The organism is Sphingomonas jatrophae (assembly GCF_900113315.1).
GTDB classification, from domain to species: Bacteria; Pseudomonadota; Alphaproteobacteria; order Sphingomonadales; family Sphingomonadaceae; genus Sphingomonas_P; species Sphingomonas_P jatrophae.
The window spans coordinates 611,357-635,995 of sequence record NZ_FOZG01000001.1 but is presented as its reverse complement, the minus strand read 5'-3'; the positions used below and the strand labels follow the sequence as shown (position 1 = coordinate 635,995).

27 protein-coding genes are annotated in these 24,639 nt (G+C 68.0%); 12 read left to right on the top strand and 15 right to left on the bottom strand.

Annotated elements, in window-relative coordinates; all coding sequences use genetic code 11:
• Positions 1-30 precede the first annotated feature (30 nt).
• Positions 31-351, bottom strand: coding sequence for a WYL domain-containing protein (locus BM360_RS02955; protein WP_242653289.1), 321 nt, complete (start codon positions 349-351; stop codon positions 31-33).
• 140 nt (positions 352-491) lie between these two features.
• On the opposite strand from BM360_RS02955, the gene BM360_RS02950 reads away from it, so the two are divergent.
• Together BM360_RS02950 and BM360_RS02945 are read left to right on the top strand one after the other, a co-directional pair.
• Entirely contained in the window at positions 492-686 is a 195-nt protein-coding gene (locus BM360_RS02950) for a hypothetical protein (RefSeq protein WP_093310515.1), read from the top strand.
• A gap of 20 nt (positions 687-706) precedes the next feature.
• Entirely contained in the window at positions 707-1,936 is a 1,230-nt protein-coding gene (locus BM360_RS02945) for a threonine synthase (RefSeq protein WP_093310512.1), read from the top strand.
• A gap of 7 nt (positions 1,937-1,943) precedes the next feature.
• On the opposite strand, the gene BM360_RS02940 is transcribed toward BM360_RS02945, so the two are convergent.
• Positions 1,944-2,966, bottom strand: a complete 1,023-nt coding sequence (locus BM360_RS02940) for an ATP-dependent DNA ligase (protein WP_093310506.1) — start codon at positions 2,964-2,966, stop codon at positions 1,944-1,946.
• Positions 2,967-3,013: 47 nt separating this feature from the next.
• Entirely contained in the window at positions 3,014-3,535 is a 522-nt protein-coding gene (locus tag BM360_RS02935; protein ID WP_093310500.1) for a GNAT family N-acetyltransferase, read from the bottom strand.
• 99 nt (positions 3,536-3,634) lie between these two features.
• On the opposite strand from BM360_RS02935, the gene BM360_RS02930 reads away from it, so the two are divergent.
• Entirely contained in the window at positions 3,635-5,266 is a 1,632-nt protein-coding gene (locus tag BM360_RS02930) for a M28 family metallopeptidase (protein WP_093310495.1), read from the top strand.
• A complete protein-coding gene (locus tag BM360_RS02925; RefSeq protein ID WP_093310487.1) occupies positions 5,263-6,501 on the top strand; it encodes a dicarboxylate/amino acid:cation symporter in 1,239 nt (412 codons plus the stop codon). Before BM360_RS02930 ends, BM360_RS02925 begins: the two co-directional genes overlap by 4 nt.
• Here BM360_RS02925 and BM360_RS02920 read toward each other — a convergent pair.
• Entirely contained in the window at positions 6,473-7,414 is a 942-nt protein-coding gene (locus BM360_RS02920; protein ID WP_093310485.1) for a methyltransferase, read from the bottom strand. The genes BM360_RS02925 and BM360_RS02920 overlap by 29 nt on opposite strands.
• On the bottom strand, positions 7,411-8,589 hold the full coding sequence (locus BM360_RS02915; RefSeq protein WP_106407383.1) for a YihY/virulence factor BrkB family protein: 1,179 nt from the start codon (positions 8,587-8,589) through the stop codon (positions 7,411-7,413). Before BM360_RS02915 ends, BM360_RS02920 begins: the two co-directional genes overlap by 4 nt.
• 105 nt (positions 8,590-8,694) lie before the next feature.
• Between BM360_RS02915 and BM360_RS02910 the strand changes: the two genes are divergently transcribed.
• The 3 genes from BM360_RS02910 (at position 8,695) to BM360_RS02900 (ending at position 11,318) form a co-directional block, all read left to right on the top strand.
• Positions 8,695-10,044 carry an MATE family efflux transporter gene (locus BM360_RS02910; RefSeq protein ID WP_093310482.1) on the top strand — a complete coding sequence of 450 codons (1,350 nt, stop codon included), beginning with the start codon at positions 8,695-8,697 and terminating at the stop codon, positions 10,042-10,044.
• A 49-nt stretch (positions 10,045-10,093) separates the two neighbouring features.
• Positions 10,094-10,276 carry a hypothetical protein gene (locus BM360_RS02905; RefSeq protein WP_093310475.1) on the top strand — a complete coding sequence of 61 codons (183 nt, stop codon included), beginning with the start codon at positions 10,094-10,096 and terminating at the stop codon, positions 10,274-10,276.
• Positions 10,277-10,373: 97 nt separating this feature from the next.
• A complete protein-coding gene (locus BM360_RS02900; protein ID WP_093310467.1) occupies positions 10,374-11,318 on the top strand; it encodes a DUF808 domain-containing protein in 945 nt (314 codons plus the stop codon).
• Between the two features lie 43 nt (positions 11,319-11,361).
• Here the strand turns inward: BM360_RS02900 and BM360_RS02895 are convergent, their stop codons facing one another.
• Both BM360_RS02895 and BM360_RS02890 read right to left on the bottom strand, forming a co-directional pair.
• Positions 11,362-13,392 (bottom strand): transglycosylase domain-containing protein, encoded by a 2,031-nt coding sequence (locus BM360_RS02895; RefSeq protein ID WP_093310458.1) that lies wholly within the window; start codon positions 13,390-13,392, stop codon positions 11,362-11,364.
• A 59-nt stretch (positions 13,393-13,451) separates the two neighbouring features.
• Positions 13,452-14,288, bottom strand: a complete 837-nt coding sequence (locus tag BM360_RS02890) for an HpcH/HpaI aldolase/citrate lyase family protein (protein ID WP_093310455.1) — start codon at positions 14,286-14,288, stop codon at positions 13,452-13,454.
• A gap of 107 nt (positions 14,289-14,395) precedes the next feature.
• Between BM360_RS02890 and BM360_RS02885 the strand changes: the two genes are divergently transcribed.
• Entirely contained in the window at positions 14,396-14,920 is a 525-nt protein-coding gene (locus tag BM360_RS02885) for a hypothetical protein (RefSeq protein WP_093310449.1), read from the top strand.
• A 99-nt stretch (positions 14,921-15,019) separates the two neighbouring features.
• On the top strand, positions 15,020-15,187 hold the full coding sequence (locus BM360_RS19465) for a hypothetical protein (protein WP_165611186.1): 168 nt from the start codon (positions 15,020-15,022) through the stop codon (positions 15,185-15,187).
• 52 nt (positions 15,188-15,239) lie between these two features.
• On the opposite strand, the gene BM360_RS02880 is transcribed toward BM360_RS19465, so the two are convergent.
• The 6 genes from BM360_RS02880 to BM360_RS02855 form a co-directional block, all read right to left on the bottom strand.
• Positions 15,240-16,109, bottom strand: coding sequence for a PAS domain-containing protein (locus tag BM360_RS02880; protein WP_165611185.1), 870 nt, complete (start codon positions 16,107-16,109; stop codon positions 15,240-15,242).
• A 67-nt stretch (positions 16,110-16,176) separates the two neighbouring features.
• Complete coding sequence (locus tag BM360_RS02875; RefSeq protein WP_093310438.1) at positions 16,177-16,827, bottom strand: JAB domain-containing protein; 651 nt, start codon at positions 16,825-16,827, stop codon at positions 16,177-16,179.
• Positions 16,752-17,177 (bottom strand): hypothetical protein, encoded by a 426-nt coding sequence (locus BM360_RS02870; RefSeq protein WP_093310435.1) that lies wholly within the window; start codon positions 17,175-17,177, stop codon positions 16,752-16,754. The genes BM360_RS02875 and BM360_RS02870 overlap by 76 nt, the downstream gene beginning before the upstream one ends.
• A 52-nt stretch (positions 17,178-17,229) precedes the next feature.
• Entirely contained in the window at positions 17,230-17,583 is a 354-nt protein-coding gene (locus tag BM360_RS02865; RefSeq protein ID WP_093310428.1) for a hypothetical protein, read from the bottom strand.
• Between the two features lie 59 nt (positions 17,584-17,642).
• Positions 17,643-18,176 carry a response regulator transcription factor gene (locus BM360_RS02860; protein ID WP_093310423.1) on the bottom strand — a complete coding sequence of 178 codons (534 nt, stop codon included), beginning with the start codon at positions 18,174-18,176 and terminating at the stop codon, positions 17,643-17,645.
• A gap of 236 nt (positions 18,177-18,412) precedes the next feature.
• The gene (locus BM360_RS02855; RefSeq protein WP_131819167.1) at positions 18,413-18,727 is read right to left on the bottom strand and encodes a hypothetical protein; all 315 of its coding nucleotides are present in this window, start codon (positions 18,725-18,727) and stop codon (positions 18,413-18,415) included.
• 231 nt (positions 18,728-18,958) lie between these two features.
• Between BM360_RS02855 and BM360_RS02850 the strand changes: the two genes are divergently transcribed.
• Entirely contained in the window at positions 18,959-19,990 is a 1,032-nt protein-coding gene (locus BM360_RS02850; RefSeq protein ID WP_165611184.1) for a histidine kinase dimerization/phosphoacceptor domain -containing protein, read from the top strand.
• Complete coding sequence (locus BM360_RS02845; protein WP_093310412.1) at positions 19,980-20,408, top strand: response regulator; 429 nt, start codon at positions 19,980-19,982, stop codon at positions 20,406-20,408. Before BM360_RS02850 ends, BM360_RS02845 begins: the two co-directional genes overlap by 11 nt.
• Before the next feature lie 11 nt (positions 20,409-20,419).
• Here BM360_RS02845 and BM360_RS19460 read toward each other — a convergent pair whose 3' ends face one another.
• The gene (locus tag BM360_RS19460; protein WP_165611183.1) at positions 20,420-20,593 is read right to left on the bottom strand and encodes a hypothetical protein; all 174 of its coding nucleotides are present in this window, start codon (positions 20,591-20,593) and stop codon (positions 20,420-20,422) included.
• Between the two features lie 298 nt (positions 20,594-20,891).
• Between BM360_RS19460 and BM360_RS02840 the strand changes: the two genes are divergently transcribed.
• Positions 20,892-23,663 (top strand): PAS domain-containing protein, encoded by a 2,772-nt coding sequence (locus BM360_RS02840; RefSeq protein ID WP_093310410.1) that lies wholly within the window; start codon positions 20,892-20,894, stop codon positions 23,661-23,663.
• A 64-nt stretch (positions 23,664-23,727) separates the two neighbouring features.
• Here the strand turns inward: BM360_RS02840 and BM360_RS02835 are convergent, their stop codons facing one another.
• On the bottom strand, positions 23,728-24,426 hold the full coding sequence (locus BM360_RS02835) for a Crp/Fnr family transcriptional regulator (RefSeq protein ID WP_165611182.1): 699 nt from the start codon (positions 24,424-24,426) through the stop codon (positions 23,728-23,730).
• Between the last annotated feature and the right edge of the window lie 213 nt (positions 24,427-24,639).

Below are 24,639 nucleotides of genomic sequence, written 5' to 3'. Positions count from 1 at the left end.
CAGTCCGGCGATCAGCCGGCTGGAACAGGATCAGAATTCGACGGCGAAGACCGTCGTCTCGGAGAAGCGGGGATCGCGCGGATCGTAGAGCGTGCGATCGGGCTCGAACGCCTGCTCGACCAACGCCAGCGCCGACATGCCATCGAGCTTGAAGATGCCGAGTTTCGGCTCACGCGGCGGCAGGCCGTTCCGCTCCATCACCACGGCACCCAGGTACAACTCGCCGGCGCGGGTGTAGAGGACGTGCGGAGCGAGAATGGAAGCGGTTCCGTTGTAGGTGGCGGCAAGCCGCACGCGACGGGCGATCGCCTCCATGATGAGGCGGGTTGGTGAGGCGTCGGGTTCGGTCACACGCTCGATCGTTGCAGCTGTTTGGTGCATTGCAGCATGGCGTAGCTCATTGTTCCCGCTGCTTCAACCTATGGAGAGGAGCGAAGTTGCAGGCGAGCCTGTTTGCGTTTGGCACTGCGGTGCAGCAGGAGAGTTAAACGATGCGTAACGTTGCCGATGATCGACCGGTTCGGCTTTACCGGTTGGACGATGACGGGTTTGCGCAAACCGTGCTCTATGGTTCGCTGGCAGAGGCTAGCGCGGCCGCGGCGGCGATGCCGGTCGAGGATCAGCAGGTGCTCTGGCTGCAAACCGCGGATGACGTGATCGCCTGGAGCGACTTCCACGAGGGCTGAAGCGGGCCTAGAGGCGCGGCATGAGCATCGATATCAACCTCACCGACGAGCGGCCGAGCTTCGTCACGCATCTCGACTGTTCGATCTCGGGGGAGACCTACCCCGCGGATCAGGTGCACGGCCTGTCGGGCGCCGGGCGGCCGCTGCTGGTGCGGTACGATCTCGATGGCATCCGCGCCGCGGTGTCGCGCGAGGAAATGACGGCGCGCCCGGCGGGCCTGTGGCGCTGGCGTGAACTCCTCCCCGTGCGCCACGTCGCCGACGTGGTGAGCCTGGGTGAGGTGGAGACGCCGCTGGTTCCGATCCCGGTGAGCGGCGGCCCGCACGTGCTGGTGAAGGATGAGGGCCGGCTGCCGACCGGATCGTTCAAGGCGCGCGGCCTCGTCATGGCGGTGGCGATGGCCAAGGCACTCGGCATCAAGCGGATCGCCATGCCGACGAACGGCAATGCCGGCGCGGCGTTGGCCGCTTATGCCAGCCGCGTGGGGATCGAGACGATTGTCTTCTGCCCCGAGGACACGCCGGAGGTGAACGTCCGCGAGATCGCGATGCAAGGTGCACGCGTGTGGCGCGTCAATGGGCTGATCGACGAGTGCGGTGCGATCGTCGCGGAGGGCGCCAAGCAGGGCCGCTGGTTCGACTTCTCGACCCTGAAAGAGCCTTACCGGATTGAGGGCAAGAAGACGATGGGGCTGGAACTCGCGCTCCAGCTCGGCTGGCGCATGCCGGACGCCATCTTCTATCCGACGGGCGGGGGCACGGGCCTGATCGGCATGTGGAAGAGCTTTGACGAGCTCGAGAAGCTGGGTTGGATCGGCTCCAAGCGGCCGCGCATGTATGCGGTGCAGGCGGCGGGCTGCGCGCCCATCGTCAAGGCGTTCGAGGACGGCGTGGAGCATGCCGAGCGCTGGGAAGGCGCGCACACCGTTGCAGCGGGCATCCGCGTGCCGAAGGCGGTGGGCGATTTCCTGATCCTGCGGGCGGTGCGCGAGAGCGGTGGCCGTGCGCTGGCCGTCGAGGATGCGGACACGCTGGCAGCGGTGGCAGACTGCGCGCGCCAGGATGGGCTGCTGCTCTGCCCGGAGGGTGGGGCGACGCTTGCCGCCTATCGCCGTGCGCGGGCCGAGGGGCTGGTGAGCGCGGATGAGGAAGTGGTGCTGTTCAACTGCGCCACGGGCCTGAAATACCCGATGCCGGAAGCGCCCAACTGGCTCGACCGGACGCAGCCGATCGAGTGGGACAGGCTTTAAGCGCCGCTCAGGCGATCACCTCCATCAGGGCGACCGGTTTCAGCTCGTGGATGAGCTGATCGGTGCGGCACTGGTCGGGGCGCTTGTCCGGTCGCCAGCGGAGCAGGCGCGTGCCGTGGCGGAAGCGGCCGCCCGTTACCTGATCGTAGCGGACCTCGACGACCAGCTCGGGCGCGAGCGGGCGCCACTCATGCGTCTCCCCACGCGTCCATCGGCTGGGCCCGCCGGGCGCCTTGCCGGTGAAGCCGCTGCCGGGAATGCCCTCCAACCTGCGGGTGAGGGCGGGGCGCTCGGCGGCGGGAAGGCCTGAGGTGAAGCCGACATAGTGGAGCAGCCCGTCCTCCCCGTAGAGGCCGAGCAGCAGCGAGGCGACCTCGCCGCCGGCCGCACCGTAACGGAAGCCGCCGACGACACAGTCGGCGCTGCGATGCTGTTTCACCTTGAGCATCGTCCGCTCGCCCGGCGTGTAAGCCTGATCCAGCCGCTTGGCGACGACTCCGTCGAGCGCGCCGCCGCTGCGGGCGAGCCACGCATCCGCCTGCGATCGTTCGACCACGGCGGGAGAGAGGAGCAGCGACGCCTCCGCCTCGCGCGCGTGCAGCCGCTCCAGGGCAGTGCGGCGCAGGGCCAAGGGCAATTCGAGCAGGGCTTCATCGCCGGTCGCGAGGCAATCGAACAGCATCAACTGCGCCGGCGTTTCCGCGGCCAGCCGGCGGATGCGGCTCTCGGCCGGATGCAGCCGGGCCTGGAGCGCGTCGAAGGACAAAGTTTCGCCGAGCGGGATTAGCAGTTCGCCGTCGAGCACGAATCTGTCCGAGCGCAACCGGCCGAGCATCGCGGCGACCTCCGGAAAGTAGCGGGTGAGCGGCTTGCCCGATTTCGACATGAGCTCGACCACGGGCCCGGCCCGGTATGCGAGGCAGCGGAAGCCGTCCCACTTGGGTTCGAACTGCCAGCCATCCTCGTCGGGCAGGCTGGCGACGAGCTTCGCCTCCATTGGTGCGAGCGCGGGATCGAGCGGGAAGGTCATGGCCCTGCCGACAATCCGCGAAGGGCGGAGTCGTTGCCGGTCAGGGCTCAGCCGCCGCCGGGCCGCGTCAGCAGCAGCGAGATGCGCCCGTGATAGGTGACGCGGCGATCCCCGGCGAAGCCGTGGCGCGCCGCCAGCCGGAGCGATGCCACATTCTCCGGCGCGATCAGTGCGGAGATGGTGCCGAGCGCACGGCTGTCAGCCCAGCCGAGCGCGGCGGTGAGCGCCTCATTGGCAATGCCCGACCCATGCGTTTCGGTGGCCATCACCCAGCCGGCCTCCGGGGCGATCTCGATCGGCGGGGTCAGCGGGCGCTTGAAATCGGCGAACCCCACCTCTCCGACGAAGCGTCCGCTCTCGCGCAGCCGCACCGCCCACAGGCCATAGCCCTTAAGCGACCAGTGGCCGACATAGCGTTGCAGCCGGTGCCACACCTCCTCGCGCGTGAACGGGCGACCACCAATGTGGCGCACGACCGCGGGATCGGCCCAGAGCGCGGCGGCGGCGTCGAGATCAGCCTCGCGGTGGGCATCGAGCAGCAACCGCGCGGTCGTAAGGGTGGGAACCATGCCGCCGGTTTGGCGCGAGCGGCGGCGGCAGACAAGCCGGGGCTTTCCAACGCGCCCGTGACAAGCCTAGACCCGGCGCCAACAAGTTTCGGAGACTGCATGAAGAACGCCCTGCCGCTCGCGCTCGTTGCTCTGCTCACCACCGCCGCGGCCTCGCCGCCGCCCGCATTCGACATCGGCCGGGTGACGCAGGACATCCGCACGCTGGCGAGCGATGCGTTCGAGGGGCGGGGGCCGGCGACAGCGGGCGAGACGAAGACGGTCGATTACATCGTCGCGCAGATGAAGGCCGCGGGCCTGCAGCCGGGCAACAAGGGCGCGTGGACACAGGACGTGCCGCTGCTGAAATCCAATATCGTCGGCGCACCGGCCCTGTCGCTGTCAGTCGATGGCCGTGCGCGCACGCTGACGCAGGGCGAGGAGATTGCCGTCCGCGCCGCGCTGACGGGGCAGAGTGAGGTGAGCATTGCGGGCGCGCCGCTGGTCTTCGTCGGCTATGGCGTAAAGGCGCCCGAGCGGCAGTGGGACGACTTTAAGGGCGTCGACCTCAAGGGCAAGATCATGGTCGTGCTCGTCAACGATCCCGATTTCGAGGGCGGCGAAGGCGATTTCGGCGGCAAGGCGATGACCTATTATGGCCGCTGGACCTACAAATATGAGGAAGGCGCGCGGCAGGGTGCGGCGGGCGTTCTCGTGATCCACGAATATGCACCTGCCTCCTACGGCTGGCCGACGGTGAAGAATTCCAACACGAACACGATGTTCGATATCGTGCGGAGTGACCCAAAGTTGTCGCACGCGGCGATGGAGGGCTGGATCCAGCGCGATCTGGCGGCCGAGCTGTTCAAGGCGAGCGGCCTCGATCTGGAGGCGATGAAGGCGGCGGCGCGGAAGCGTGATTTCAAGCCGGTGCCGCTGAAGGCGACGCTGACCGCGCGCTACCAGGTGAAGCCCGAGCAGATCGTGTCCAAGAACGTCGTCGGCATGCTGCCGGGCACGAAGCACCCGCAGGAGACGGTGATCTATTCGGGACACTGGGATCATCTCGGCGTCGGCGCACCGGATGCGAAGGGCGACCGTATCTACAACGGCGCGCGCGACAATGCGTCGGGCATCGCCATGGTGCTGGAGCTGGCGCGTGCCTATGCCAAGGCACCGCGGACGGACCGCTCGGTCGCGTTCCTGGCGGTGACGGCGGAGGAGAAGGGGCTGCTCGGCTCCGAATATTATGCCGCCAACCCGGTCTTCCCGCTGGCGACCACGGCGGGCGTGCTGAACCTCGACATGCTGGTCGGTGCCGGTGCGGCCAGGGATTTCTCGACCTCGGGATCGGCCAAGAACGGTGTGCTTGATCGTCTGATCGCCGAGGGCAAGGCGGAGGGCCGTGCCTATTCGCCCGATCCGCTGCCCGAGGCCGGCCATTATTACCGCTCTGACCACTTCCCCTTCGCCAAGCGCGGCGTGCCGGCGGTGTCGTTCGAGCCGGGGCATGATCTGGTGCAGGGCGGCAAGGCGCGGGGCGAGGCGCTGAGCGCTGCCTTCACCAAAGAGAGCTACCACCAGCCATCCGACGAATGGTCGGCCGACTGGGACATGGGGGGCGTGCTGCCGGACCTGAAGCTTGTCTATTCCGTCGGCCGCACGCTGGCGGACTCGCGCGACTGGCCGGAGTGGAGCGCGGATAGCGAGTTCCGCGCCGCCCGTGACGCCAGCAAGGGGCAACGGCGCTGAGCCGCTACGCCGCCCTCCGCATCCTTGGGGGGTTGGCGCTCGGGCTGCTGGTCGGCGCCTTGCTGCCACGCTGGCCGGGTGCTGCAGAGGCGGCGGTGGCCGTGGCGAAGCCGGTCGGCAAGCTGTGGCTCGATGCGCTGACGATGACGGTCGTGCCGCTGCTGTTCGGCCTGATCCTGACCGGTATTGCCGGTGCGGCGGGGCAGGCGGCGGCGGGGGGCATCGCCTTTCGCACGCTGATCCTGTTCGCGGTCGGGCTGGTGATCGCCTGCGCGGCCTCGGCTGGCATCGCGACGATGCTGCTGGGCGTCTGGCCGGTGCCGAAGGCAGCGGCATCGCTGCGGCCGAGCGGGGACGTGCCGGCGCTGGCCCCCGCGGGCGACTGGCTGACCGGACTGCTGCCGACCAATCCGATCGCGGCGGCGGCGGAGACGGCGATCACGCCGCTGGTGCTGTTCACGCTGATCTTCGCCCTTGCCGCATCGCGCATCGCGCCGGATCGGCGGGAGGGGCTGCTGGCGCCGATGCGCGGGCTGGTGGATGCGATGCTGGTGATCGTCGGCTGGGTGCTGTGGGTGGCGCCGCTCGGCGTGTTCGCGCTGGCCTTGCAGGTGGGGACGAGCACCGCGGGCGGGGCGCTCGGCGTGCTGGCGCACTACGTTATCACCGTGGCGGCATGCTGTCTTGGCGTCACGTTGCTCGCGCTGTTGGCGGGGGCGCTGCTCGGCGGACGGGGGCCGCTGGCGTTCCTGCGGGCGGCGGCGCCGGCGCAGGCCGTGGCGGTGAGCACGCAGTCCTCTCTCGCCACTTTGCCGGCGATGTTCCAGGCGGTGGGTGCGCTGGGGGTGAGCGAGGCGGCGTCCGCGGTCGTGCTGCCGCTTGCGGTCGCGGTGTTCCGGGTGGCGAGCGCGGCGGCGAACGTGGCGGTGACGGTCTATCTCGCGCACGTCCACGGCGTGTCGTTGGCGGCAGGCACGGTGGCGGCGCTGGTGCTGGTCGCAGCGACCGTCAGCGTGGCGGCGGTCGGACTGCCGGCGCAGGTGAGCTTCTTCGCGACGATCGCGCCGGTGTGCGTCGCGGCGGGTGTGCCGGTCGGCCTGCTGCCGCTGCTGCTGGCGGTGGAGAGCCTGCCCGATCTGTTCCGCACGCTCGGCAACGTCACCGGTGACATCGCGGCGGCGGCAATTGTCGGGCGGAACGCGCCGGTCAGTCCGGCCGCGTCACCACGGCCGTGACCAGCGCGATCCGGTCGACGTCGGCGTAGGCCTCCGTCTCCAGTTCCTCGCCGAACACGTCGGGATCGATCTCGCGGTAGCGGAGCGACATGCCGTGATCGCCGGCGAGCGCGATAAGCGCCTGATGCAGCTCATCCTCACCGCGCACGATGGCGCTGCCGGTGTAGAGCAGGAAGCGGCCGCCCGGCGCGAGGCGGGGCAGCGCCATCCTGGCCATGTCGAGCGACACCTCGCCGCCGTGCATGCCGCCGCCGTCACGATAGGTGCGGCCCGCCTCGTCGATGATGTAGGGTGGATTGGCGAGCGCGACGTCGATCTCGCCCTCCACCCCGGTCAGGTCGGCGCCGAGCAGCGGCTGTGCCTCGACTCCGGCCGCGCGCGCATTGATGCGGGCGAGGCGGAGCGCGCGCGGGTTCACGTCGGTCATCACCACCGATGCATCCGGGCAGCGGGTGGCGGTGACGATCGCACCGACGCCTGCGCCCGTGCCGATATCGACGATCTGCGCGCCGTGACGCCGGGGGCAGCCCTCCAGCTCCGCGACGATCGCATCGGCGAAGCGATAGCTGTCCGGGCCGAAGAAGACCGAATCCTCCGCATCCGTCGGGAAAGCGGAGTGGATGTAGAGCTGATCGTGCAGCGACGAGACGCGGTAGCAGGAGCGGAGCAGGCCGCCCTCCGCTTCCTCCAGCGCGCCTGCCGCATCGAGCAGCCGGCGGATGTCGGCGTCGAGCAGGTCGGGGGCGAAGGGCAGGCTCCAGCCGAGCACGTCGGCGAGGCTGCGCGCCTCGCGGCGATCCGGCCGCGCGACGATGCGGGCGTGCGTCGCCGGGGTCGGCGTGACGAAGCGGTAATTGCGTGCCTTGAGCGCGGTGAGCAACTCACCCAGAGAGGAATCGGGATGATGGGTCATGGCGTTCCTGACTGAGGTCGCGCGGAGGGCAGGGGGCCTGCCGCTGCAGGTCTGCGGGGCCGGTTGAAGCGAGCGATCAACGCTGCCAGCGCAATCGCCCGGCCGGCATAGCGCGCGGTGCCGTTACGTTGGCCGAGCAGCAGGCCCGCGACGACGACGGGCGCGGCCCAACGCGCCGGCTTGTTCGCCCGGGCTGCGGCCGGGCGGCGTGCAGGCTGGGGTGCCGGTGGGCCGGCCATGGTCGAGTCCGCGACATGATCCGCCACCCACGCCCCGCGGCGACCGAGCGGCACGGGAGCGCCGGTCGTGGTGTCGCTGGCGGTCTGATGCTCCAGCTCGGCGTTCAGCTCGGCCCCGAGCAGCAGGACGTAGCTCGACAGATAGAGCCAGGTGAGCAGCACGACGACCGCGCCAAGCGAGCCGTAGGTGGCATCGTAATTGCCGAAATTGGCGACGTAGAGGCCGAAGCCGAGCGTCAGAACCAGCCAGCCGAGCGCGGAGAAGATCGATCCCGGCGTCAGCCACTGCCAGCGTGCGGCCTGCCGATCGGGCGCGAAACGGTAGAGCGTCGCCGCCATGCCGGCCCCGAGCAGCCCGAGGACGATGTAGGTCGAAGCCTTGCCGAAGACGAGGCCGATGCCGCCAAGCTGCGGCAGCAGCGCATCGAGGTGGCCGAGCGCGGCGATCGCGCCCGCCGCGACGATCGCCAGCACCGCCGCCGCACCCGTGACGGCGAGTGCGAGCAGGTTGAGCCGGACGAAGCCGCGCGTTTCATTCTCCTCGTAGGCGATGTTCAGCGCAGTGACGATCGCTCCCGCGCCGTTGCGGGCGCCGAACAGCGCGACGCCGAGCGCGATGACGAGGCCCCAGCCCTTGCTGCGATCGGACGCCTGCACGCTGTCCACCATCGGCGTGGCGATCACCTTGGCGATGTCGCCCGGCATGATCGAGAAGAGCTGCATCAGATCCTCGCGGACCTGCGCCGGCTCCACCACCAGCCCGTAGATCAGGACCACGGCGGTGACGAGCGGGACGAGCGCGAGGAAGCCGTAAAAGGCGACGCCCGCGGCGACGAGGCCGACATTGTCCTCGCCCGCCTCCTTCCACGTCCGCAGCAGCACTGCTTTCCAGTCGGTGCGATGGAGGGAAAACGGCGAGTCTGCAGCGGTAGGCATGGCAGCGATGAACGAGCCTGACAAAGCGGCGTTCCGATACGCCTGCGGAAAGATGATTGCGTCTCAAGCCCTTCTCGCCTCAAGAGCCCCGGCGGGAGAGGTGGAATGACGGGGTGGAAGGCGGAAGCACGCGCGCTGGCCGCGCTGGCGTTGCCGCTGGTGGCGGGCAACCTCGCCTGGTCGGCGATCGCAGCCACCGACCTGCTGCTGCTCGGCCGCGTCAATGTGCGCGCCGTGGCGGCGGGCGCGCTGGCGTTGGCGCTCTATACGCCCTGCATCGTCTTCGGCCTGGGTCTGACCGCGGCGGCGGCGCCGCTGGTGGCGAGCGAGCGCGGACGACGGCTGCACGCGGTGCGCGATATCCGCCGGACGGTGCGGCAGACGCTGTGGTCGGGGGGCATGGTGACGATCCCGCTATGGTTGCTCCTCTGGCACGGCGAGGCGCTGTTGCTGCTGCTGGGGCAGGAGCCGGCGCTGGCGGCAGATGCAGGGCGGCTGCTGCGTGGGCTGATGTGGGCGCTGCCGCTCTATCTGACATTCCTGACGCTCGACAACTTCGTCGCGGCGCTGGAGCGGCCCTTGTGGGGGCTGGTCGTCACCGCGGCGGCGATCCCGGTCAATGTGGTGGCGGGCTGGGCGATGATCTTCGGCCATGCCGGCCTGCCCGCGCTGGGGCTGCTCGGCGCAGGTTTAGCAGGCGTGTTCTCGTCGGGCTTCATGGCTTTCGGCATGGTTGCGGTGGTGACGCTCGACCGACGGTTCCGCCGCTATCACCTGTTCGGCCGCTTCTGGGTGCCGGATTGGGCGCGGCTGCGCACCGTCTGGAGCGTGGGGCTGCCGATCGCAGTGACGTTGCTGCTGGAAGTCAGCGTGTTCAACGCGGCGGTGTTCCTGATGGGCCTGATCGGCGGGGCAGCGTTGGCGGCGCATGCGGTGGCGATCCAGATCGCCTCGCTGGTATTCATGGTGCCGATGGGCATCGGACGCGCCGCCACGGTGCGAGTCGGCTTCGCGCAGGGACGGCAGGACCTTGCCGGCGTGAAGCGTGCGGGGGCGGTGGCGTTGGTGGCGGGCCTCGGCTTTGCGACGGTGACCGCGCTGGTGCTGGCACTGGCGCCACGGCCGCTGATCGCGGGATTCCTTGATCTGGCAGATCCGGCCAACGCCGCGGCGGCGGCGCTGGCGATCGCGTTCCTGCGGGTTGCGGCGCTGTTCCAGCTGGTCGATGCGGCGCAGGCGATCCTCGCCGGGATGCTGCGCGGGCTTCAGGATACGCGTGTGCCGATGCTGATCGCGGCCGTCGGCTATTGGGGCGTCGGGCTGGGGCTCGGCGCGTTGCTCGCCTTCCCGGTGGGGCTTGCCGGCGTGGGTGTCTGGTTGGGGCTGGCGAGCGGGCTGGCGGTGGTGGCGGTGCTGCTGTGGGGGCGCTGGCGGCGGCGGACTGCGGCGGCTTGAGGAACAGGTAGGCGGGCCGAGCCTTTCTCCCCGGTGAAGGAGATCGCTAATGTCGGATCAGGAGCAGAATCGCGGCGGCCGCCCGGGCGCGCAGGCGAAAGGCGGCGTCGATCCGCAAGCGGGCGATCCCGATACGCCGCTGGCCGCACGCGAGCGGGCCGAGGCGGAAGATCGTGCCATGAGGGACGCAGGCTTCGGCGACGACAAGGGAGCGTCGATCGACCGCGACTGAGATCAGGCCGACAGGTGCCCGGATCGGTGCCCGCTTGAGCAGGACGATGAAACAGGGCTAGGCGATAACTCCCAAGCCTCGCGCGACAAGGACCTTTATGCCCTCCGGCCTCGTAGCCCTGCTCGACGACATTGCCGGTATCACCAAATTGGCGGCGGCCTCGCTCGACGATGTCGGCGCTGCCGCATCCAAGGCGGGCAGCAAGGCCGTCGGCGTGGTGGTGGACGATACCGCCGTCACCCCGCGCTACGTCATGGGGCTGAGCCCGCAGCGCGAATTGCCGATCATCGGCAAGATCGCGCTCGGCTCGATCCGCAACAAGCTGCTGTTCCTGCTACCGGCCGGGCTGTTGCTTTCCGCCTTTGCGCCGTGGGCGATCACGCCGATCCTGATGGCGGGCGGCGCCTTCCTCTGCTTCGAAGGGGCGGAGAAGGTTATCGAGGCGGTTTCCGGCAAGGTGCACGAGGAGGTGGCGGACGCTGCCGCCACACCGGAGGAACTGGAGGCGAGCAAGGTTTCCGGTGCGATACGCACCGACCTGATCCTGTCGGGCGAGATCATGGCGATCGCGCTGGCCGACGTGGCGGATCGGCCGATCCTGACGCAGGCGGTGGTGCTGATCCTCGTCGCCATCGCGATCACGGCGGGCGTCTACGGCGTCGTGGCGCTGATCGTGAAGATGGACGATATCGGCCTGAACCTGGCCAAGCGCAGGAGTGCAGCCGTGCAGGCGATCGGCCGCGGGCTGGTGAAGGGCATGCCGAAGGTGATGGCGGTGCTCTCCGTCGTCGGCACCGCGGCGATGATCTGGGTGGGGGGTGGCATCCTCGTCCACGGCCTCGCGCAACTGGGCGTCGCGGGGCCCGAGCATGTCATCCACCATGCCGCTGAAAGCGCCAGCCACGCGGTGCCGGCGGCGCATGGCGCCGTGGAATGGATCGTCACCGCGCTCGGCTCCGGCATTCTCGGGCTGATTGTCGGCGGCGTGATCGCGCTGATCGTTCACCAGGTGCACAAGATGCGCGGCAAGGGCGCTCACTGAGAGACGGCGTCCGGCGCTCCGCCAAAGGGCGGTGGTGGCCGGATCAATATTCCTCTTCGATCTCGTCCTCGGCGCGGGGCGGCGGCGCCGCGTCGTCGACCGGCGGCAGCGCCTCGTCTCCGGGCGCGCTCGGGCGGGCGCGGATGTCGAGGCCGTCCTCGCCGACGCCGAGATCGAAGGACATGCCGCCGAAGTCGGTCGAGATGTTGAGATCGCCGAGCTCCGTCACGTCGGGCTCGGGATCGACCACGGGCTTGGGGCGCGCGAGCGGGCGGCTGCCGATCGCCTCCGCCATGAAGTCGCGCCAGATGCGCGCGGGCAGGGTGCCGCCGGTCATGCCGGGGATCGGCTTGTTGTCGTCGCGGCCGACCCAGACGCCGGTCACGAGATCGCCGGCGAAGCCGACGAAGATGGCATCGCGGTGGTCCTGCGTGGTGCCCGTCTTGCCGAAGCTCGGCTCGGCCAGCGCGGCGGCGCGGCCGGTGCCCTCGCGCACCGTGGCGGCGAGCAGATCGAGCAGCATGTCCCGCTCACGCGTGGAAAGGCGGTGGCGCCGATCCCACAGGCTTTGCAGCCAGCCGCGCTCCGCCGCCTCGGCGGGGGGCAGACCTTGCGGCAGCACCGGATAATTGCCGGCGGCGACCGCGGCATAAGCGGCGGTCAGCTCGATCAGCGTCACGCCCGACGTGCCGAGCGACACGCTGGGCCGCTCCGTCAGCGGGCTGCGGATGCCGAGATCGCGTGCGGCCTTCATCACCCGGTCGCGCCCGACCTGCTCGGCCAGCCGCACCGCCGCGACATTGCTGCTGAGCGCGAAGGCCCGGCGCAGCGTGATCGCACCGCGATAGCGCCGGTCGTTATTCTCCGGCGTCCAGCCATCGACCGTGACCTTTTCGTCCTCAACCATGTCGTCCGGCGTCATGCCGGCGCGCAGCGCGGCGAGATAGACGAACAGCTTGAAGGTGGAGCCGGGCTGGCGACGTGCCTGCGTGGCGCGATTGAACGAGCTTGCCTTGTAGTCGCGCCCGCCGACCATCGCGACGACCCGGCCGTCCGGCCGCATCGCGACGATGGCGACCTGCGCCTGGCCGAGTGCGGCTCGATTGACCGCGCGCACCGCCGCCTTCTGGATGCGGGAATCGAGCGTGGTGCGCACCGTCTGCTCGGCATAGACGGCGCCGGCCTTGTCCCGCGCGGCAGGCATCGCCCAGTCGGCGAAGTAAGTGCCGGTCGGCAACGTCCGGATGCGCCGCAGACGCAGCCGCGCAGGCCTGGCGGCGCGTGCCTCACGCTCGGTCAGGAAGCCTTCACGCGCCATCGCGGCGACGACGAGCTTCTGCCGGGCGCGGGCGCCGGACAGGTTGGTGGAAGGGGCGAGACGCGACGGCGCCTTCATCAGCCCGGCGAGCATCGCTGACTCGCTGACGCTCAGCTTCTCCGGCGATTTGCTGAAATAATGCTGCGCGGCGGCGCGCAGGCCATAGACGTTGTCGCCGAAATAGACGTTCGAGAGATAGCGCGACAGGATCTCGCGCTTGGTCAGCCAGAGCTCCAGCCAGACGGCGATCATCGCTTCGCGCAGCTTGCGCGCCATCGTCCGGTCGGAGTCGAGGAAGGCGACCTTGCCGAGCTGCTGGGTGATCGTGCTGCCACCCTCCACCACGCCGCCCGCCCGCATGTTCGACCAGGCGGCGCGCAGGATGCCGCGGGGATCGATGCCCCAGTGCGAATAGAAGCGGCGATCCTCAATCGCGACGAAGGCGTTGCCGACATGATCGGGCAGGGTGCCGACATCCACCATCCGGTCGATAATCGCGCCCTTCCGGGCGATCGGCGTGCCGTCCGCCGCCAGCAGGGTGACGGAGGGCGGCGCCGTCGGGCGGAGCGAGCGCGACAGCGGCGCGGTGATGGCGAGCCACGCCGCCGCGACGAACAGCAGCAGAAGGGCCGCGGCGACGGCGCGCGGCCACCATGGCCGGCGGCGGGGTGGCGGCGGCGGCGCGGCAGGCTCGACGATGACCGGCGGCACGGCCGGATTGGACGGCTCGGGAAGGTCGCGCTGCGGCTCGAACATGCGGGTGTCTTATAGCGCTAAGACGGAACGGGGGAAGAGACTGCGGCGGGGCGGTCCGTTCAGGCGCTTGCCCGCGCGGCAATGGCGTCGGCGAGCGCGATGAGCCGTTCCGCCTCGTCCACGTGCAACTGCTCGACCATGCGGCCGTCGATCCGGGCAACGCCGAGACCCTGCGCCCGCGCCTCGGCCCAGCCCGCAACGATGCGGCGGGCGGCGGCAACCTCCTCGGGCGGAGGGGCGAACAGGCGATTGGCCGGCTCGATCGTGGACGGGTGGACCAGCGTCTTTCCGTCGAAGCCCATGTCGACACCCTGGCGGCAACTCGCCTCGAACCCCGCGGCGTCGTCCAGATCAAGATGCACGCCGTCGAGCGCGGCGACATCATGCGCGCGCGCGGCCAGCAGGATCATGCCGAGCGACGGCAGCAGCGGCGCGCGATCCGGCACGTGGCGTGCGTGGAGAGCCTTGGCGAGATCGTTGGTGCCCGCGATCAAGCCTCCCACGCGAAAGGCGCCGGCAATCGCCCCGGCATTCAGCACGCCGAGCGGCGTCTCGATCATGCACCAGATCGGGTGACGCGTGCGCGCCGCGGCGAGACGGACCGTCTCCGGGGTCTCGACCTTCGGCAGCACGATGCCGTCGAGCGGCAACGCGTCGGCCAGTGCGAGATCGACCTCGCTGGTTGGGTCGCTCAGGCGGAGCAGGCATTCGCGTTCGCCATAGCCTCCGCCGTTCAGCGCTGCGGCCACTGTCTCGCGTGCCACGGCCTTGTTCTCGGGCGCGACCGCATCCTCCAGGTCGAGGATCAGGCCGTCGACGGGAAGGGTGCGCGCCTTTTCAAGGGCGCGCGGCTTGTCACCAGGGACATAGAGCATCGAGCGGCGAGGGCGGATCATGGCCCGCTTGTGGCGGGCGGGCCGGTGCGACGCAAGCGCCGCCAATGCTGGCTCGGATCCCGCCGCCGTTACCGGGGTTTGCAGCAGCGGACGCGGAGGGAAGTGGCATGGCGCGCGCGCTGAAAGTCTATCGCACGCCGATCGGCTTCCACGATGCCTATGTCGCCGCGCGGACCAAGAAGGCGGCGCTGGAGGCATGGGGCAGCGACAAGGATCTGTTCGCCCGCGGCGCGGCCGAGATCGTCACCGATCCGGCACTGACGGCCGAGCCGCTGGCGCGTCCCGGCGAGGTGATCCGGCGTCTTCGCGGCACAGAGGCCGAGCAGATCGCCGCACTTCCGCCCGACCCCCCGGCCAAGGCGAGGGGAAAGAGCAGGCCGTCCGCCAAACCGCGCGCCCGTTCCGCGCCGCGTCCCAGCCGCGACGCCTTGGAGCGTGCGGAAGCGGCGTTAGCCGAGGCGGATGAGCGCCATGTAAGAGCTCGCCGGGAGATCGCCGAACGGGAAGCGGCGCTGGCCCGCGAGCGGCAGGCGCTGGACGATGCGCATGAGCGCAAGCGGACGGACCTGGAGCATGCCCGAGATGCCGCGGCGCAGGCCTATGCCGACGCGTTCAATGCGTGGGAGAGCTAGGCGGGAGCGGAGCCTGTCGCCCAGCCGCGCAGCAAATCGTTAAGGTCTTGCGCGCTAGGCTGAGGTGCCGGGGGCGGCGTGCAGTTGAGGGAAACAGCGATGGACGTTCGGGTAAACCTCGTCATCTTCATAACTCTGGTCGTGGCGGCATCCTTCCTGTTTGCCTGGATGCGGCGCGACCGCGGCATCGTCCCGTCCGATCGCCTGCCCGAAGTGCTGCACGAGCCGCTCGACGGCCAATCGCCGGAGCCGATGCGCACGCGCTGACCGAGCCGTGCACGGCCCGCCCGGCATACGAGCGCCAGGCGGGCCGACCGGCTCAGCGGAGCGACCGCGCCACCACCGTCGCGCCATCGATCGCATGGCCGCGACGAAGCGGCGCGAGGCCGATCCTGACCGGCAGTTCGGCTGCGTCGTTGACCAGCAGCACGGTATCGAAGCCGTGCGGCGCCCCGCCGCCCAGCACCGCATCAAGGTGGCTCGCCGCCTGTGACCGGCGCGCGACCGGCAGGATGTCGGTCAGCCGCACCTGTTCGAGCGCTTCCGGCACCAGGCCGACCATCGCGGCGAAATCCGGCTCGACGAAGGTGAAGGTGCCGCGCACGCTCAGCCTCGCGCAGGCGATCTGGCCGGTTGCGTGCAGCGCCTGGTTTAGCGCCTCCTGATGCTGGAAGTTCGTGCGGGCGTGCTGATCGCTGGTGATGTTGCGCAGCAGGCAGGCGGCCCCCTCCCCATAAGGGAAGACCGTGCAGCGGAGCCACTCACCCGGATGGCTGACGGCGGGCAGCTCGCAACTGGTGACCTCCCCCGCCGCGACCGCGCGGGCGAGATGCGCGCGCACCACCGAATGCTGCAGTTCGGGCAGTTCCTCGCCCAGCGCACGGCCGAGCACCGCGGGGCGCGTCACGCGGAAGAACAGGCAGGCGGCCGGATTGATCTCGGTGACGACCATCTCCTTGTCGAGTGCCACGAAGCCGCCGTCCAGCTGCGTGATCATCGTCTCCAGCCGCGCGCTGTCGCTCGCTGCGCTGACCTGACCGCGCTGTTCCGCGACCAGCTCTTCATACGTGGCCAGCGACAGCATGACGTGCTTGCACCGGCCATGGTGGGTGACGAAGATCGTCTCGTTCTTGGCCCGATCCTGCCATGTCCCGAAGCGACGGACGAAATCCGCCGATGTGACGCTCACGGCTGCTTGCCGGCTCATAGATCAGCCCAATGCGATGAAGGTACGAGGTAAGGCGAAGGCCGGCGGATCACAGCAGACCTGCCGAGCGCATGCTCATCCAGCCGGATCGGGAGACGATCAGGTGGTCGTGCAGTTCGATGGCGAGACCGGCAAGGATGTCCCGCATCCGCGCGGTGGAGGCGCGGTCCTGCTCGCTGGCCGAAAGATCTCCGGATGGATGATTGTGCGCCAGCACCACGCCCGTCGCACCGAGATCGAGTGAGCGCCGTGCGATCTCGCGCGGGAAGATCGGCACCTCGTCCACGCAGCCGAGGAAGACGGTGGGGCTGCCGATCAGCCGCAGCTTGGCATCGAGGTGGAGGACCCACAGCTGCTCGGCAACCGCGCCGCCCAGCCGCGCGAGAAGATAGCGCCCGATCGCGGCGGTGCTGCCGAGCAGCGGCCGCTCGACCATCTCACTGGCGAGGACGTGGAGCATCGCGCGGCGGTGGGCCGAGAGAAGGCGGACCGTCTCCGCCGGGCGTCGGCCGCAGCCGTCCTGCGCGACCGCGTCGAGAACCCGGGCGAGCGTGCCGTACCGATGCAGCAGGCGGTCCGCCTCTGCCCGCGCCTCGTCGCCGCCGAGCGGCGCGAGCAGGTCGGTCAGCAGGTCGGCGTCGTTCGCCGCGCTCGCATCGTCCTCACCGTCGAGGCGAGCAACAGCAGCAGCATCGCCCAACTCCAGCCCGCGGTGTAATCCCAATAGAAGCGCGCGAGAATGTCCGGCGCGACGGCCTTCATCGCGTGAAATAGCAACACCGCGTTTTGCAGCGCGACCATCAAAATAAGCCACAAGCGATCCGATCGACACATCAGCGCCACGAGCAGCAGCCAGGTCGTCAGATCGACCAGGAACACGCCCAGATCGAAGGTGACGCCTCTGCTGGGCAGCGGCTGCATGACCAATCCCGTCGCCACCGCCGCGCCGACGAGGATGCACGCGGTGGCGCGCTCCTCGCGGCTCCCTTTCAGGAGAGCGATGACAATGGTGACGACGAAGAGAAGCAGGAATGCCTGGATGCGGAGCATGACCGACCGGTCGCGCGTCTTACCGCGACCGGTCAACCATGATCGCGTCGATTCAGGCGACTTCGCGCAGCGTCACCACGCGGCCGCTGGGCAGCGGCGGCGCTTCGCAGCAGTCACCCCACGAGGTGACGCGCTTGGCCAGGCGCTTCTTCATCACCAGCGCGGCGAGATGCCCGCCGACGAACTCGCCCCGTGCCTTGGCGACGGTCGCAACCGCGCTCTGCACACCGGCCACCATGTCCTGCGTGTAGGGGGCGGCGATGCCGAGCTCGATCCGCTTCTGCGCGATCTTGATGCCGAGCGCGTTGCCCGCCATCAGCAGCTGTTCCATCTGCAGCTCGAACTGCTTGAAATCGTCCCCGAGTTCCTGAACGGCGGCGTCGAGCATCATCAGTCGATCGGACATGTTTCACCTGCCGCGCACCGCTTGCCGATGCGCGTCCCCTGATTGCGTGGTTGTTCGGATTACCGGTCCAGCCAGAACCGGCTGAGATCGGTCAGCACCGCGGTTCCGACGATCACCGCAAGCGCCAGAAGCAGGGTGAGCACGATCGAGGTGACGATCCGGCCCCACCCGTCGAGTTGCCTTAGTCTCTGTCTGCCATGTTCCGCGGCTACCCTGAAAGTGGGTGACGGAGGGGCAGGGTGGGTGAAGACAGACGGTTCGAAAACCAGCCGCTCCTCCCGCATCGACAGCCGTTCCGTCGCTTCGACCGCCGATGGCTTTTTCTCGCGGATCGGCGGCGGCGGAGCGATCCCCATTGCAGGGTATCCACCTTTAGGGGGGGGTGGGACACCCTCCCGCTCGGAGAGGATCTGGGCGGCGGCAAGGGTGGAGGATGCGCCAAGCGCCTCGCGCGCCTGCCGCAAATAGGTCTTCACCGTCTCGGGGGAGAGGCCCAGCTCATGCGCGATCTCCTGATAGCGCAGGCGGTAATAGGCTAGGCGCAGGCATTCACGCTGCCGGGGGGTCAGTTGATCGTAGCGCGGGCCCGTCACCGGACCCGGTTAACCTGTCAGCGCGTCAGGCTCAACAAAGCTGAGCTTTTCGCCCGTTTTTCGCTCGTCAAGCCGGTGCGGGGCGCCGCTGGCAGGCGCGAGACGAGCTCTCGGCGCCATGTGCCTCGGGGGATCCCCTCCCCCGGTTCGGGGGGCATCATCGACTAGCGGAGCGATCGTCCTTCAAGCGGCGGGGCCGCAATCACGTCAGCGGCGTTCCTGGAGTTTGAGAGCGCTCACGCGCTATCGCGGCTTTTGCCGTGCTCCGGCTTCTCCGCACCACCCTTGTTCCTCTGGCGCTGACGGTCGGTGACATCTTCATCGCGGCGATCGAGCCTGTCGCTCGGATTCGCCGCCGCACCCTTCGGCTGATGTTCGGTCGAGGGGTTACGATCTTCGGGGGTTGCGGCCGTATCCTTCGGCTCGTCCCAACGAAATGCCGAGACGTTTGGCACCCACGGGTGATCCAGCGCCTCGACCAACGGCTCGAAGGTCTCATCGCGGACAGGAGGGAAGGCGTAGGTTGTGACGGTCCGCATGCTGCGGAGCAAAGCGAGCTTCTTGGCTGGGGGCAGGCGGCTCTGGCTCATCCTGCGCCTGTAAACCCGACACGTGAAGAATCACACTGATCGAGGTAAAACGTTACAGTCTCCGCCGTTGCGAGCAGCGGGGCAGTGGGCCAAACCCACCTTATGGAAGAGCATGCGCCCAGCCAGCACGCGATTATCCCGGTCGAAGGCCCGTCGGTCGATCCCGATCTGCCGCGGCTTCACCTCAAGATCATGGCGGAAGCGGCGGAGCGGCTGCTGGCGGCAGACGATTCCGCCCGGATGGTGGATGAGCTGTTCGCACTGATCCGATCCGAGCTGCGGCTCGACGTCTTCTTCAACTACCGGTTGGAGCAGGACCGCCTTGTGCTGGAAGCGCATGCGGGGCTCACCGAGGAACAGGCGGCGGCCGGCGCGGAGCTGGCGCTCGGTCAGGCGGTCTGCGGCTGCGCGGCACGCGAACGCCGTCGCTACCATGTGACTGGCGTTCAGGCGTCGGACGATCCGCTCGTCGCCTTCGTCAAGCAAGTCGGCCTCGATGCCTATGCCTGCACCCCGCTGGTTTATGGCGGCGAGCTGATCGGCACGCTGGGCTTCGGGCGGCGCTGGGCGGACCGGTTCAGCGATGACGAGATCAGCCTGCTTCACACATTGTGCCACTACGTCGCGCTGGCGAAGCACCGCTTGCAGCTTGAGCAGGATCTGCGCGCTGGCATCGAGCAACGCGAGCGGCTGCTCAACGAACTCAATCACCGTGTCCGCAACGCCCTGCAGCTCGCGGTCAGCATGGTTCGACTGGAGGCGGCCTCGGAAGCCGACCGCGCCTGTGCCGCGGCGCTGGCACGGGTGGGCGACCGCATCGAGGTGATCGCCGCGGCGCACCGTCCGATCTACGCGGCGGACGACCTGCGCACGGTGGAGGTGGCGGAGCTTTTGCGTGCAGTCAGCACCGGCCTGAAGACCAGCACCGTTCGCGTGATTGGCGCACCCCGGACGACGTTGCCGATCGAGCAGGGTGTCGCCTTCGCGCTGCTGATCCACACGATCCTGACGCTCGGTTGCCCGTCAGGAGAACCAGCCTCGATCGAGATCGTTGGAGATGCCAGCACGGCGACAGTGGATGTGATTGTGAAGGGGTTGAATATGCAGGCGGATCTGCTGGGTGGTCGCTTTCAGAGGGCGTTCCTGCGCCAGCTGAGCGCCAGCGCCGCGAGTGACGCTGGAGCGGTGACGATCACCTTGCCGGTGAGATCGGATGAACGATAGGCTGAACGTGCCGTCTCGTTCGCTGAACCTGCTGATCGTCGAGGATGAAGCGCTGATCGCAATGATGGTCGAGGATGCGCTGGCGCTTCACGGCCACGTCATCGTCGGGATCGCCGAGGACGTCGCCAGCGCACTCGATCTGGCCGATGCGCACCATGTGGACTTCGCACTGTGCGATGTCCGCCTGGCGAATGGCGACAGCGGGGTGGATGCCGCAATCGAGCTGGGCAGGCGCGGGATCCCCGTCGTCTATCTCAGCGGCAATTGCCCGCCCAGTGCGGCCCACCGATTGGTGGTGGGATGCATCAGCAAGCCGTTCCACACGGCAAGCCTGAACGCGTCCGTTCTGGCCGCATTCGAGATCGCGGGCGGTGCGAGCCCCGACCTCGCACCGACGGCCCTCACGCTATACCGGTAAGCTGCCGTGGGTCAGTCGTCGGTGCGTCGCAGGGCAGCGTGAGTCTCGCTCGCCGCTTCGAAGTGCAGCGCTGACAACTTCATGTGGGCGCGCGAAGCCTCCATGTTGGAGGTGCGGATGGCCCGATCGAATTCCTCGGTCGCCCGCTTCTGATGAAAGGAGCGGCGATCGTCATCCTGGCTCATCGCTTGCCTCCGACTGGCACGGGGCCAAAGAGCAACAACCCTGCTAAAGTCCCCGCGTCTTCCCTCATGGCCTGTTCTCCCCCGGACAGGTGCGATCCTAATGATTATGGAACCGCCGGCATTAACCTGTTTCAGGAGAACGGTTTTTCTTGACGCGGGCAGCCGGATGCGAAGCGCGATCACAGGGTTGCTGAACGAGAAGGGCAGCAGTTAGCGAGTGAGAGGGCGGGACGGCGGCACGCACGCGAACGGAACCAGTGGCGCTTGCCCCTCTTCGCTGTTCGTGCGTTGTAGCTGGATGCGCGAGCAACCCAATCAGCCCAGCGTTGATGACGTGATCATCACGGAACAGCTGCTGTCTCGACCGTCCCGCGCGCCCGATTGGAAGATGGAAGCTGCGATCCTGGCCACGCTGGCGCGGGAAACTGCCGAGCGCCCGAGTGAAGTGCTTCAGAAGCTGACCGATTGCATCGTCGCGCACGGCATTGCCCCGTCTGCCGGTATCAGCCTGTTGGAAGGCGATCATTTTCGCTGGGATGCACTGTCCGGCATTTGGGCTCACTTCCGAGACTCTGAATTGCCGATCAGCGCCAGCCCGTGCGGGGTGGTGATCGCCAGGAACGAGGTGTTGCTGTTCGAGCGGCCTGATCTGGTTTTCTCCGGCCCGCCAGTCGAGCCGGAAGTTGCGGAAACGCTTCTGGTGCCGTTTCATCTGGACGCAAGACCGATCGGCACATTGTGGGTCGTCTCACATGAGGGCGGTCGCAGGTTCGACAGGGAGGACAAGCGTCTGCTGACGAACCTTTCGCAATTTGCCGCCAGCGCCTTTCAGATCCGCGTGCGGACACGCGAACTGGCAGAACATCGCGATCTGCTCCGAGCGACGATGGATGCGTCTACAGACATGATCCAGGTGTTTCGTGCGCTGAGGGATGATGCTGGCGAAATTGTCGATTTCGAATGGCTTCTTAACAACCACGCCTCTGAGAGCCGATATGGCGAGGTGCGAGGCGAGCGCCTGCTCGAGAAAAATCCAGGCGTCGTGCGGGAAGGCATTTTCGACACGTTCAAGCAGGTGACGGAAACCGGCATAACGCAGCAGAATGAACGACATTACGTGCATGAGCAGTTCGATGGCTGGTTTCTCCAGACCGTCGTGAAGCTCGACGATGGGGTGGCGACGACCACCAAGGACATCACCGCTTGGAAGGCGAGCCAGATGGAGGTCCTGCGCCTTAATGAAGAGGTGGCTCGCGCGAGGCTGCACGAGAGCGAGGCGCGACTGGCCGCCGTGTTCGAGGCTTTGCCGGTCGGGGTTCACGTAGCGGACCGCGACGGCACGACGCTGTTGACCAACGCGAATCTCCGTCGCTTTCTGCCGAACGGCACCATCCCGTCGCGCGATCCCGAACGAGGCGACCGATGGCGGGCATGGGACGCAGACCGTCGGCTGATCCCACCAAGTGAATTTCCGGGATCGCGGTCGAGCCGCGGGGAGACGGTCGTCCCCGGCATCGAGATGCTCTATCGTGACGATGACGGTCGCGAGATCTGGACGAGCGTGTCTTCCGTTCCGATCAGGAACGAGCATGGCGAGATCACCGGGCAAGTCGGTGTCATCAGCGACATCGACGTGTTGAAGCGGACGGCCGAAGCGTTGCGGGAGAGCGAGGAACGCCTTCGCGAGTTCGGCGAGGCCTCACAGAACGTCCTCTGGATACGGGATGCCGATACCCTTCAGTGGACCTACCTCACGCCCGCGTTCGAGGCGATCTATGGCTTAAAGGTCGAGCAGGTGCTGGCCGGCCGCGGCCTCACGCAATGGCTCGACCTGGTCGTCGAGGAGGACCGCGCCCGAGTCACTGCGGAGATCGACCGGGTGCGCCGCGGCGAATCGATCACCTTCGAATATCGCGTGCGCCGCCCGGATGGTGAGATGCGCTGGCTGCGCGATACCGACTTCCCGATCCGCACGGCGGACGGGCGCGTCGAGCGGATCGGGGGCATCGGCGAGGACATCACCCACATCAAGCAGGCACAGCATGCCCTTGAGCGGAGCGAGGAGCGACTGCGCAGCGCCGTCGAGGTCGGCAAGATCGGTATGTGGGACTGGGATGTCCGCACCGGCGAGACGACTTGGTCCGACGAGCATTTCCGCATGGAAGGGTATGAAGTTGGCGAGGTGAAGCCGAGCTACGAGAGGTGGCTGGAACGGGTCCATCCCGATGATCGCAGCGCGGCACAGGCCGCGCTCAGGACATCGATGCACGAACGCACCGATTACGCGCATGAATTCCGCTCACTCCATCCCGACCAGACCGTGCACTGGCTGTCGGCGCGTGGACGCTTCTTCTACGACGAACGGGAAGAGCCCACCCGCATGGTCGGCGCCATGATCGACGTGACCGACCGGCGCCTGTGGGAGGATCGCCAGCAGACGCTCTTGGCCGAGCTGCAGCACCGGGTGCGCAACATCCTGGCCGTGATCCGGTCCCTGATCCGGCGAACGCACGAACCCGGCCAATCCGCCGAGGAGTTCATCCAGCATCTGGAGGGGCGCATAGACGCGCTTGCGCGGACGCAGGTGCTGCTGACGAGAGGCGCGGGCGCGGGCGTCGATCTCGAACTGCTCATCCTGGACGAACTGACGGCGCAGGCGGCGCGGCGCGACAGTGTCGTTCTGGACGGCCCGCCCGTCGCCTTGCCGCCGAAAGTAGCGGAGGTGCTGACGCTGGCGGTCCACGAGCTTGCGACCAACGCAGTTAAGTACGGCGCTCTATCCGGCAGCGAAGGGCTCGTGACGATCCACTGGCACGAGGAGCAACGCGCCGGCCAGCGCTGGCTTTTGCTGCGTTGGATCGAGGAGGGGGTCCACGTCGTGCAGTCCGCGCCCCGGCGGCAGGGCTTCGGCACCGAGCTGATCACGCGGCGCATTCCCTATGAGCTGCAAGGCCGCGGCTCGCTCAATCTGCGCCCCGGCGGGATCGTCTGCGAGCTTGAGGTGCCGCTGATAGAACGTGCGAGCATCCTGCAGACCGACGTTCATCTGCAGACGACACCCGATAGCTGATAGCAGCACGCCTTTGATCGGAGACACAAGCCGATGCGGATAGCCCTGTTCGGCGGGCGCAATGTTATAAGTCAGGCCTTTGCAGGTAGAGCGTGTCGAACTCGCCGGCGCGCACGAGTGCCTTCCAATCCATGATCGTGACCGCGCTCCGCTCGACCCGAAGGAGTTTCTCCTCCCGAAGGTGCTGAAGCGTCCGGTTCACATGGACGGAGGTCAGGCCCAAAGCATCGCCGAGCTGCTCCTGCGTCATGGGTAGGGTATAACGCCGCCCATCGGACTGATCGAGCAGGCGATAACGGACCGCCATTTCGCAGAACAGATGCGCCAGCCGCGCCCTCGCATCACGCCGGCCGACATTCACCAGCCACTGAGCGACAATCGCGCCATCCAGGACGCTGCTTCGCCAGAAGGCGGTGGCGATCGACGGATAGCGCAGCCCCAAGGCCCGCAGATCCTTGTGCGCAACGCGGAGGATGGTTGTCGAAGATAGCGAATTCAATGCCGTCGCCGCCTGCGGCATCATCAGCGACGAGAGATCCGCCATCTCGCCGGGGATGTGGACCGAGACGATCTGCCGTCTGCCATCCTCCGTCTGGCCGAACTTGCCGACCAGCCCTTCCGCCACCAGGCAGGCATGGTCGATCTGCTCACCCAAACGCACGAAGTCGACGTTGGATCGAACCTCGAGAAGCTGCACCGGCAATTGCAGCACCGCATCCCGCTCCTCCGCATCCAGATCGGAATGAGCGGCGAGGCGCCGCACGAATAGCTCCATGGCTGACCTGTTGGAGGGGTGGGGCACTTCGGGATACCTCTGGAACGAGCCCCTTCAACGCACATCGGCGGGCGTGCCGTCTTTAACATATGATAGGAGTTGCCGGCGCGAGATCGTTGTGCGCGCGCCATTGCACGCGGACCGGCTCATCGTCAGAGCGTCAGACGGCTGCAGGACGTGCCACAGTGTTCGCCAGCTTGA

Excerpts from the sequence above, each read along its gene's own strand:
- BM360_RS02945 (WP_093310512.1), top strand. The coding sequence starts at position 707 with ATGAGCATCGATATCAACCTCACCGACGAGCGGCCGAGCTTCGTCACG.
- BM360_RS02950 (WP_093310515.1), top strand. The coding sequence starts at position 492 with ATGCGTAACGTTGCCGATGATCGACCGGTTCGGCTTTACCGGTTGGAC.
- BM360_RS02885 (WP_093310449.1), top strand. The coding sequence starts at position 14,396 with ATGGCGCGCGCGCTGAAAGTCTATCGCACGCCGATCGGCTTCCACGAT.
- BM360_RS02905 (WP_093310475.1), top strand. The coding sequence starts at position 10,094 with ATGTCGGATCAGGAGCAGAATCGCGGCGGCCGCCCGGGCGCGCAGGCG.
- BM360_RS02895 (WP_093310458.1), bottom strand. The coding sequence starts at position 13,392 with ATGTTCGAGCCGCAGCGCGACCTTCCCGAGCCGTCCAATCCGGCCGTG.
- BM360_RS02850 (WP_165611184.1), top strand. The coding sequence starts at position 18,959 with ATGGCGGAAGCGGCGGAGCGGCTGCTGGCGGCAGACGATTCCGCCCGG.
- BM360_RS02910 (WP_093310482.1), top strand. The coding sequence starts at position 8,695 with ATGACGGGGTGGAAGGCGGAAGCACGCGCGCTGGCCGCGCTGGCGTTG.
- BM360_RS02900 (WP_093310467.1), top strand. The coding sequence starts at position 10,374 with ATGCCCTCCGGCCTCGTAGCCCTGCTCGACGACATTGCCGGTATCACC.
- BM360_RS02890 (WP_093310455.1), bottom strand. The coding sequence starts at position 14,288 with ATGATCCGCCCTCGCCGCTCGATGCTCTATGTCCCTGGTGACAAGCCG.
- BM360_RS02935 (WP_093310500.1), bottom strand. The coding sequence starts at position 3,535 with ATGGTTCCCACCCTTACGACCGCGCGGTTGCTGCTCGATGCCCACCGC.
- BM360_RS02940 (WP_093310506.1), bottom strand. The coding sequence starts at position 2,966 with ATGACCTTCCCGCTCGATCCCGCGCTCGCACCAATGGAGGCGAAGCTC.
- BM360_RS02870 (WP_093310435.1), bottom strand. The coding sequence starts at position 17,177 with ATGCTCCGCATCCAGGCATTCCTGCTTCTCTTCGTCGTCACCATTGTC.
- BM360_RS02920 (WP_093310485.1), bottom strand. The coding sequence starts at position 7,414 with ATGACCCATCATCCCGATTCCTCTCTGGGTGAGTTGCTCACCGCGCTC.
- BM360_RS02865 (WP_093310428.1), bottom strand. The coding sequence starts at position 17,583 with ATGTCCGATCGACTGATGATGCTCGACGCCGCCGTTCAGGAACTCGGG.
- BM360_RS02915 (WP_106407383.1), bottom strand. The coding sequence starts at position 8,589 with ATGCCTACCGCTGCAGACTCGCCGTTTTCCCTCCATCGCACCGACTGG.
- BM360_RS02840 (WP_093310410.1), top strand. The coding sequence starts at position 20,892 with ATGCGCGAGCAACCCAATCAGCCCAGCGTTGATGACGTGATCATCACG.
- BM360_RS02930 (WP_093310495.1), top strand. The coding sequence starts at position 3,635 with ATGAAGAACGCCCTGCCGCTCGCGCTCGTTGCTCTGCTCACCACCGCC.
- BM360_RS02845 (WP_093310412.1), top strand. The coding sequence starts at position 19,980 with ATGAACGATAGGCTGAACGTGCCGTCTCGTTCGCTGAACCTGCTGATC.
- BM360_RS19460 (WP_165611183.1), bottom strand. The coding sequence starts at position 20,593 with ATGAGCCAGGATGACGATCGCCGCTCCTTTCATCAGAAGCGGGCGACC.
- BM360_RS19465 (WP_165611186.1), top strand. The coding sequence starts at position 15,020 with ATGGACGTTCGGGTAAACCTCGTCATCTTCATAACTCTGGTCGTGGCG.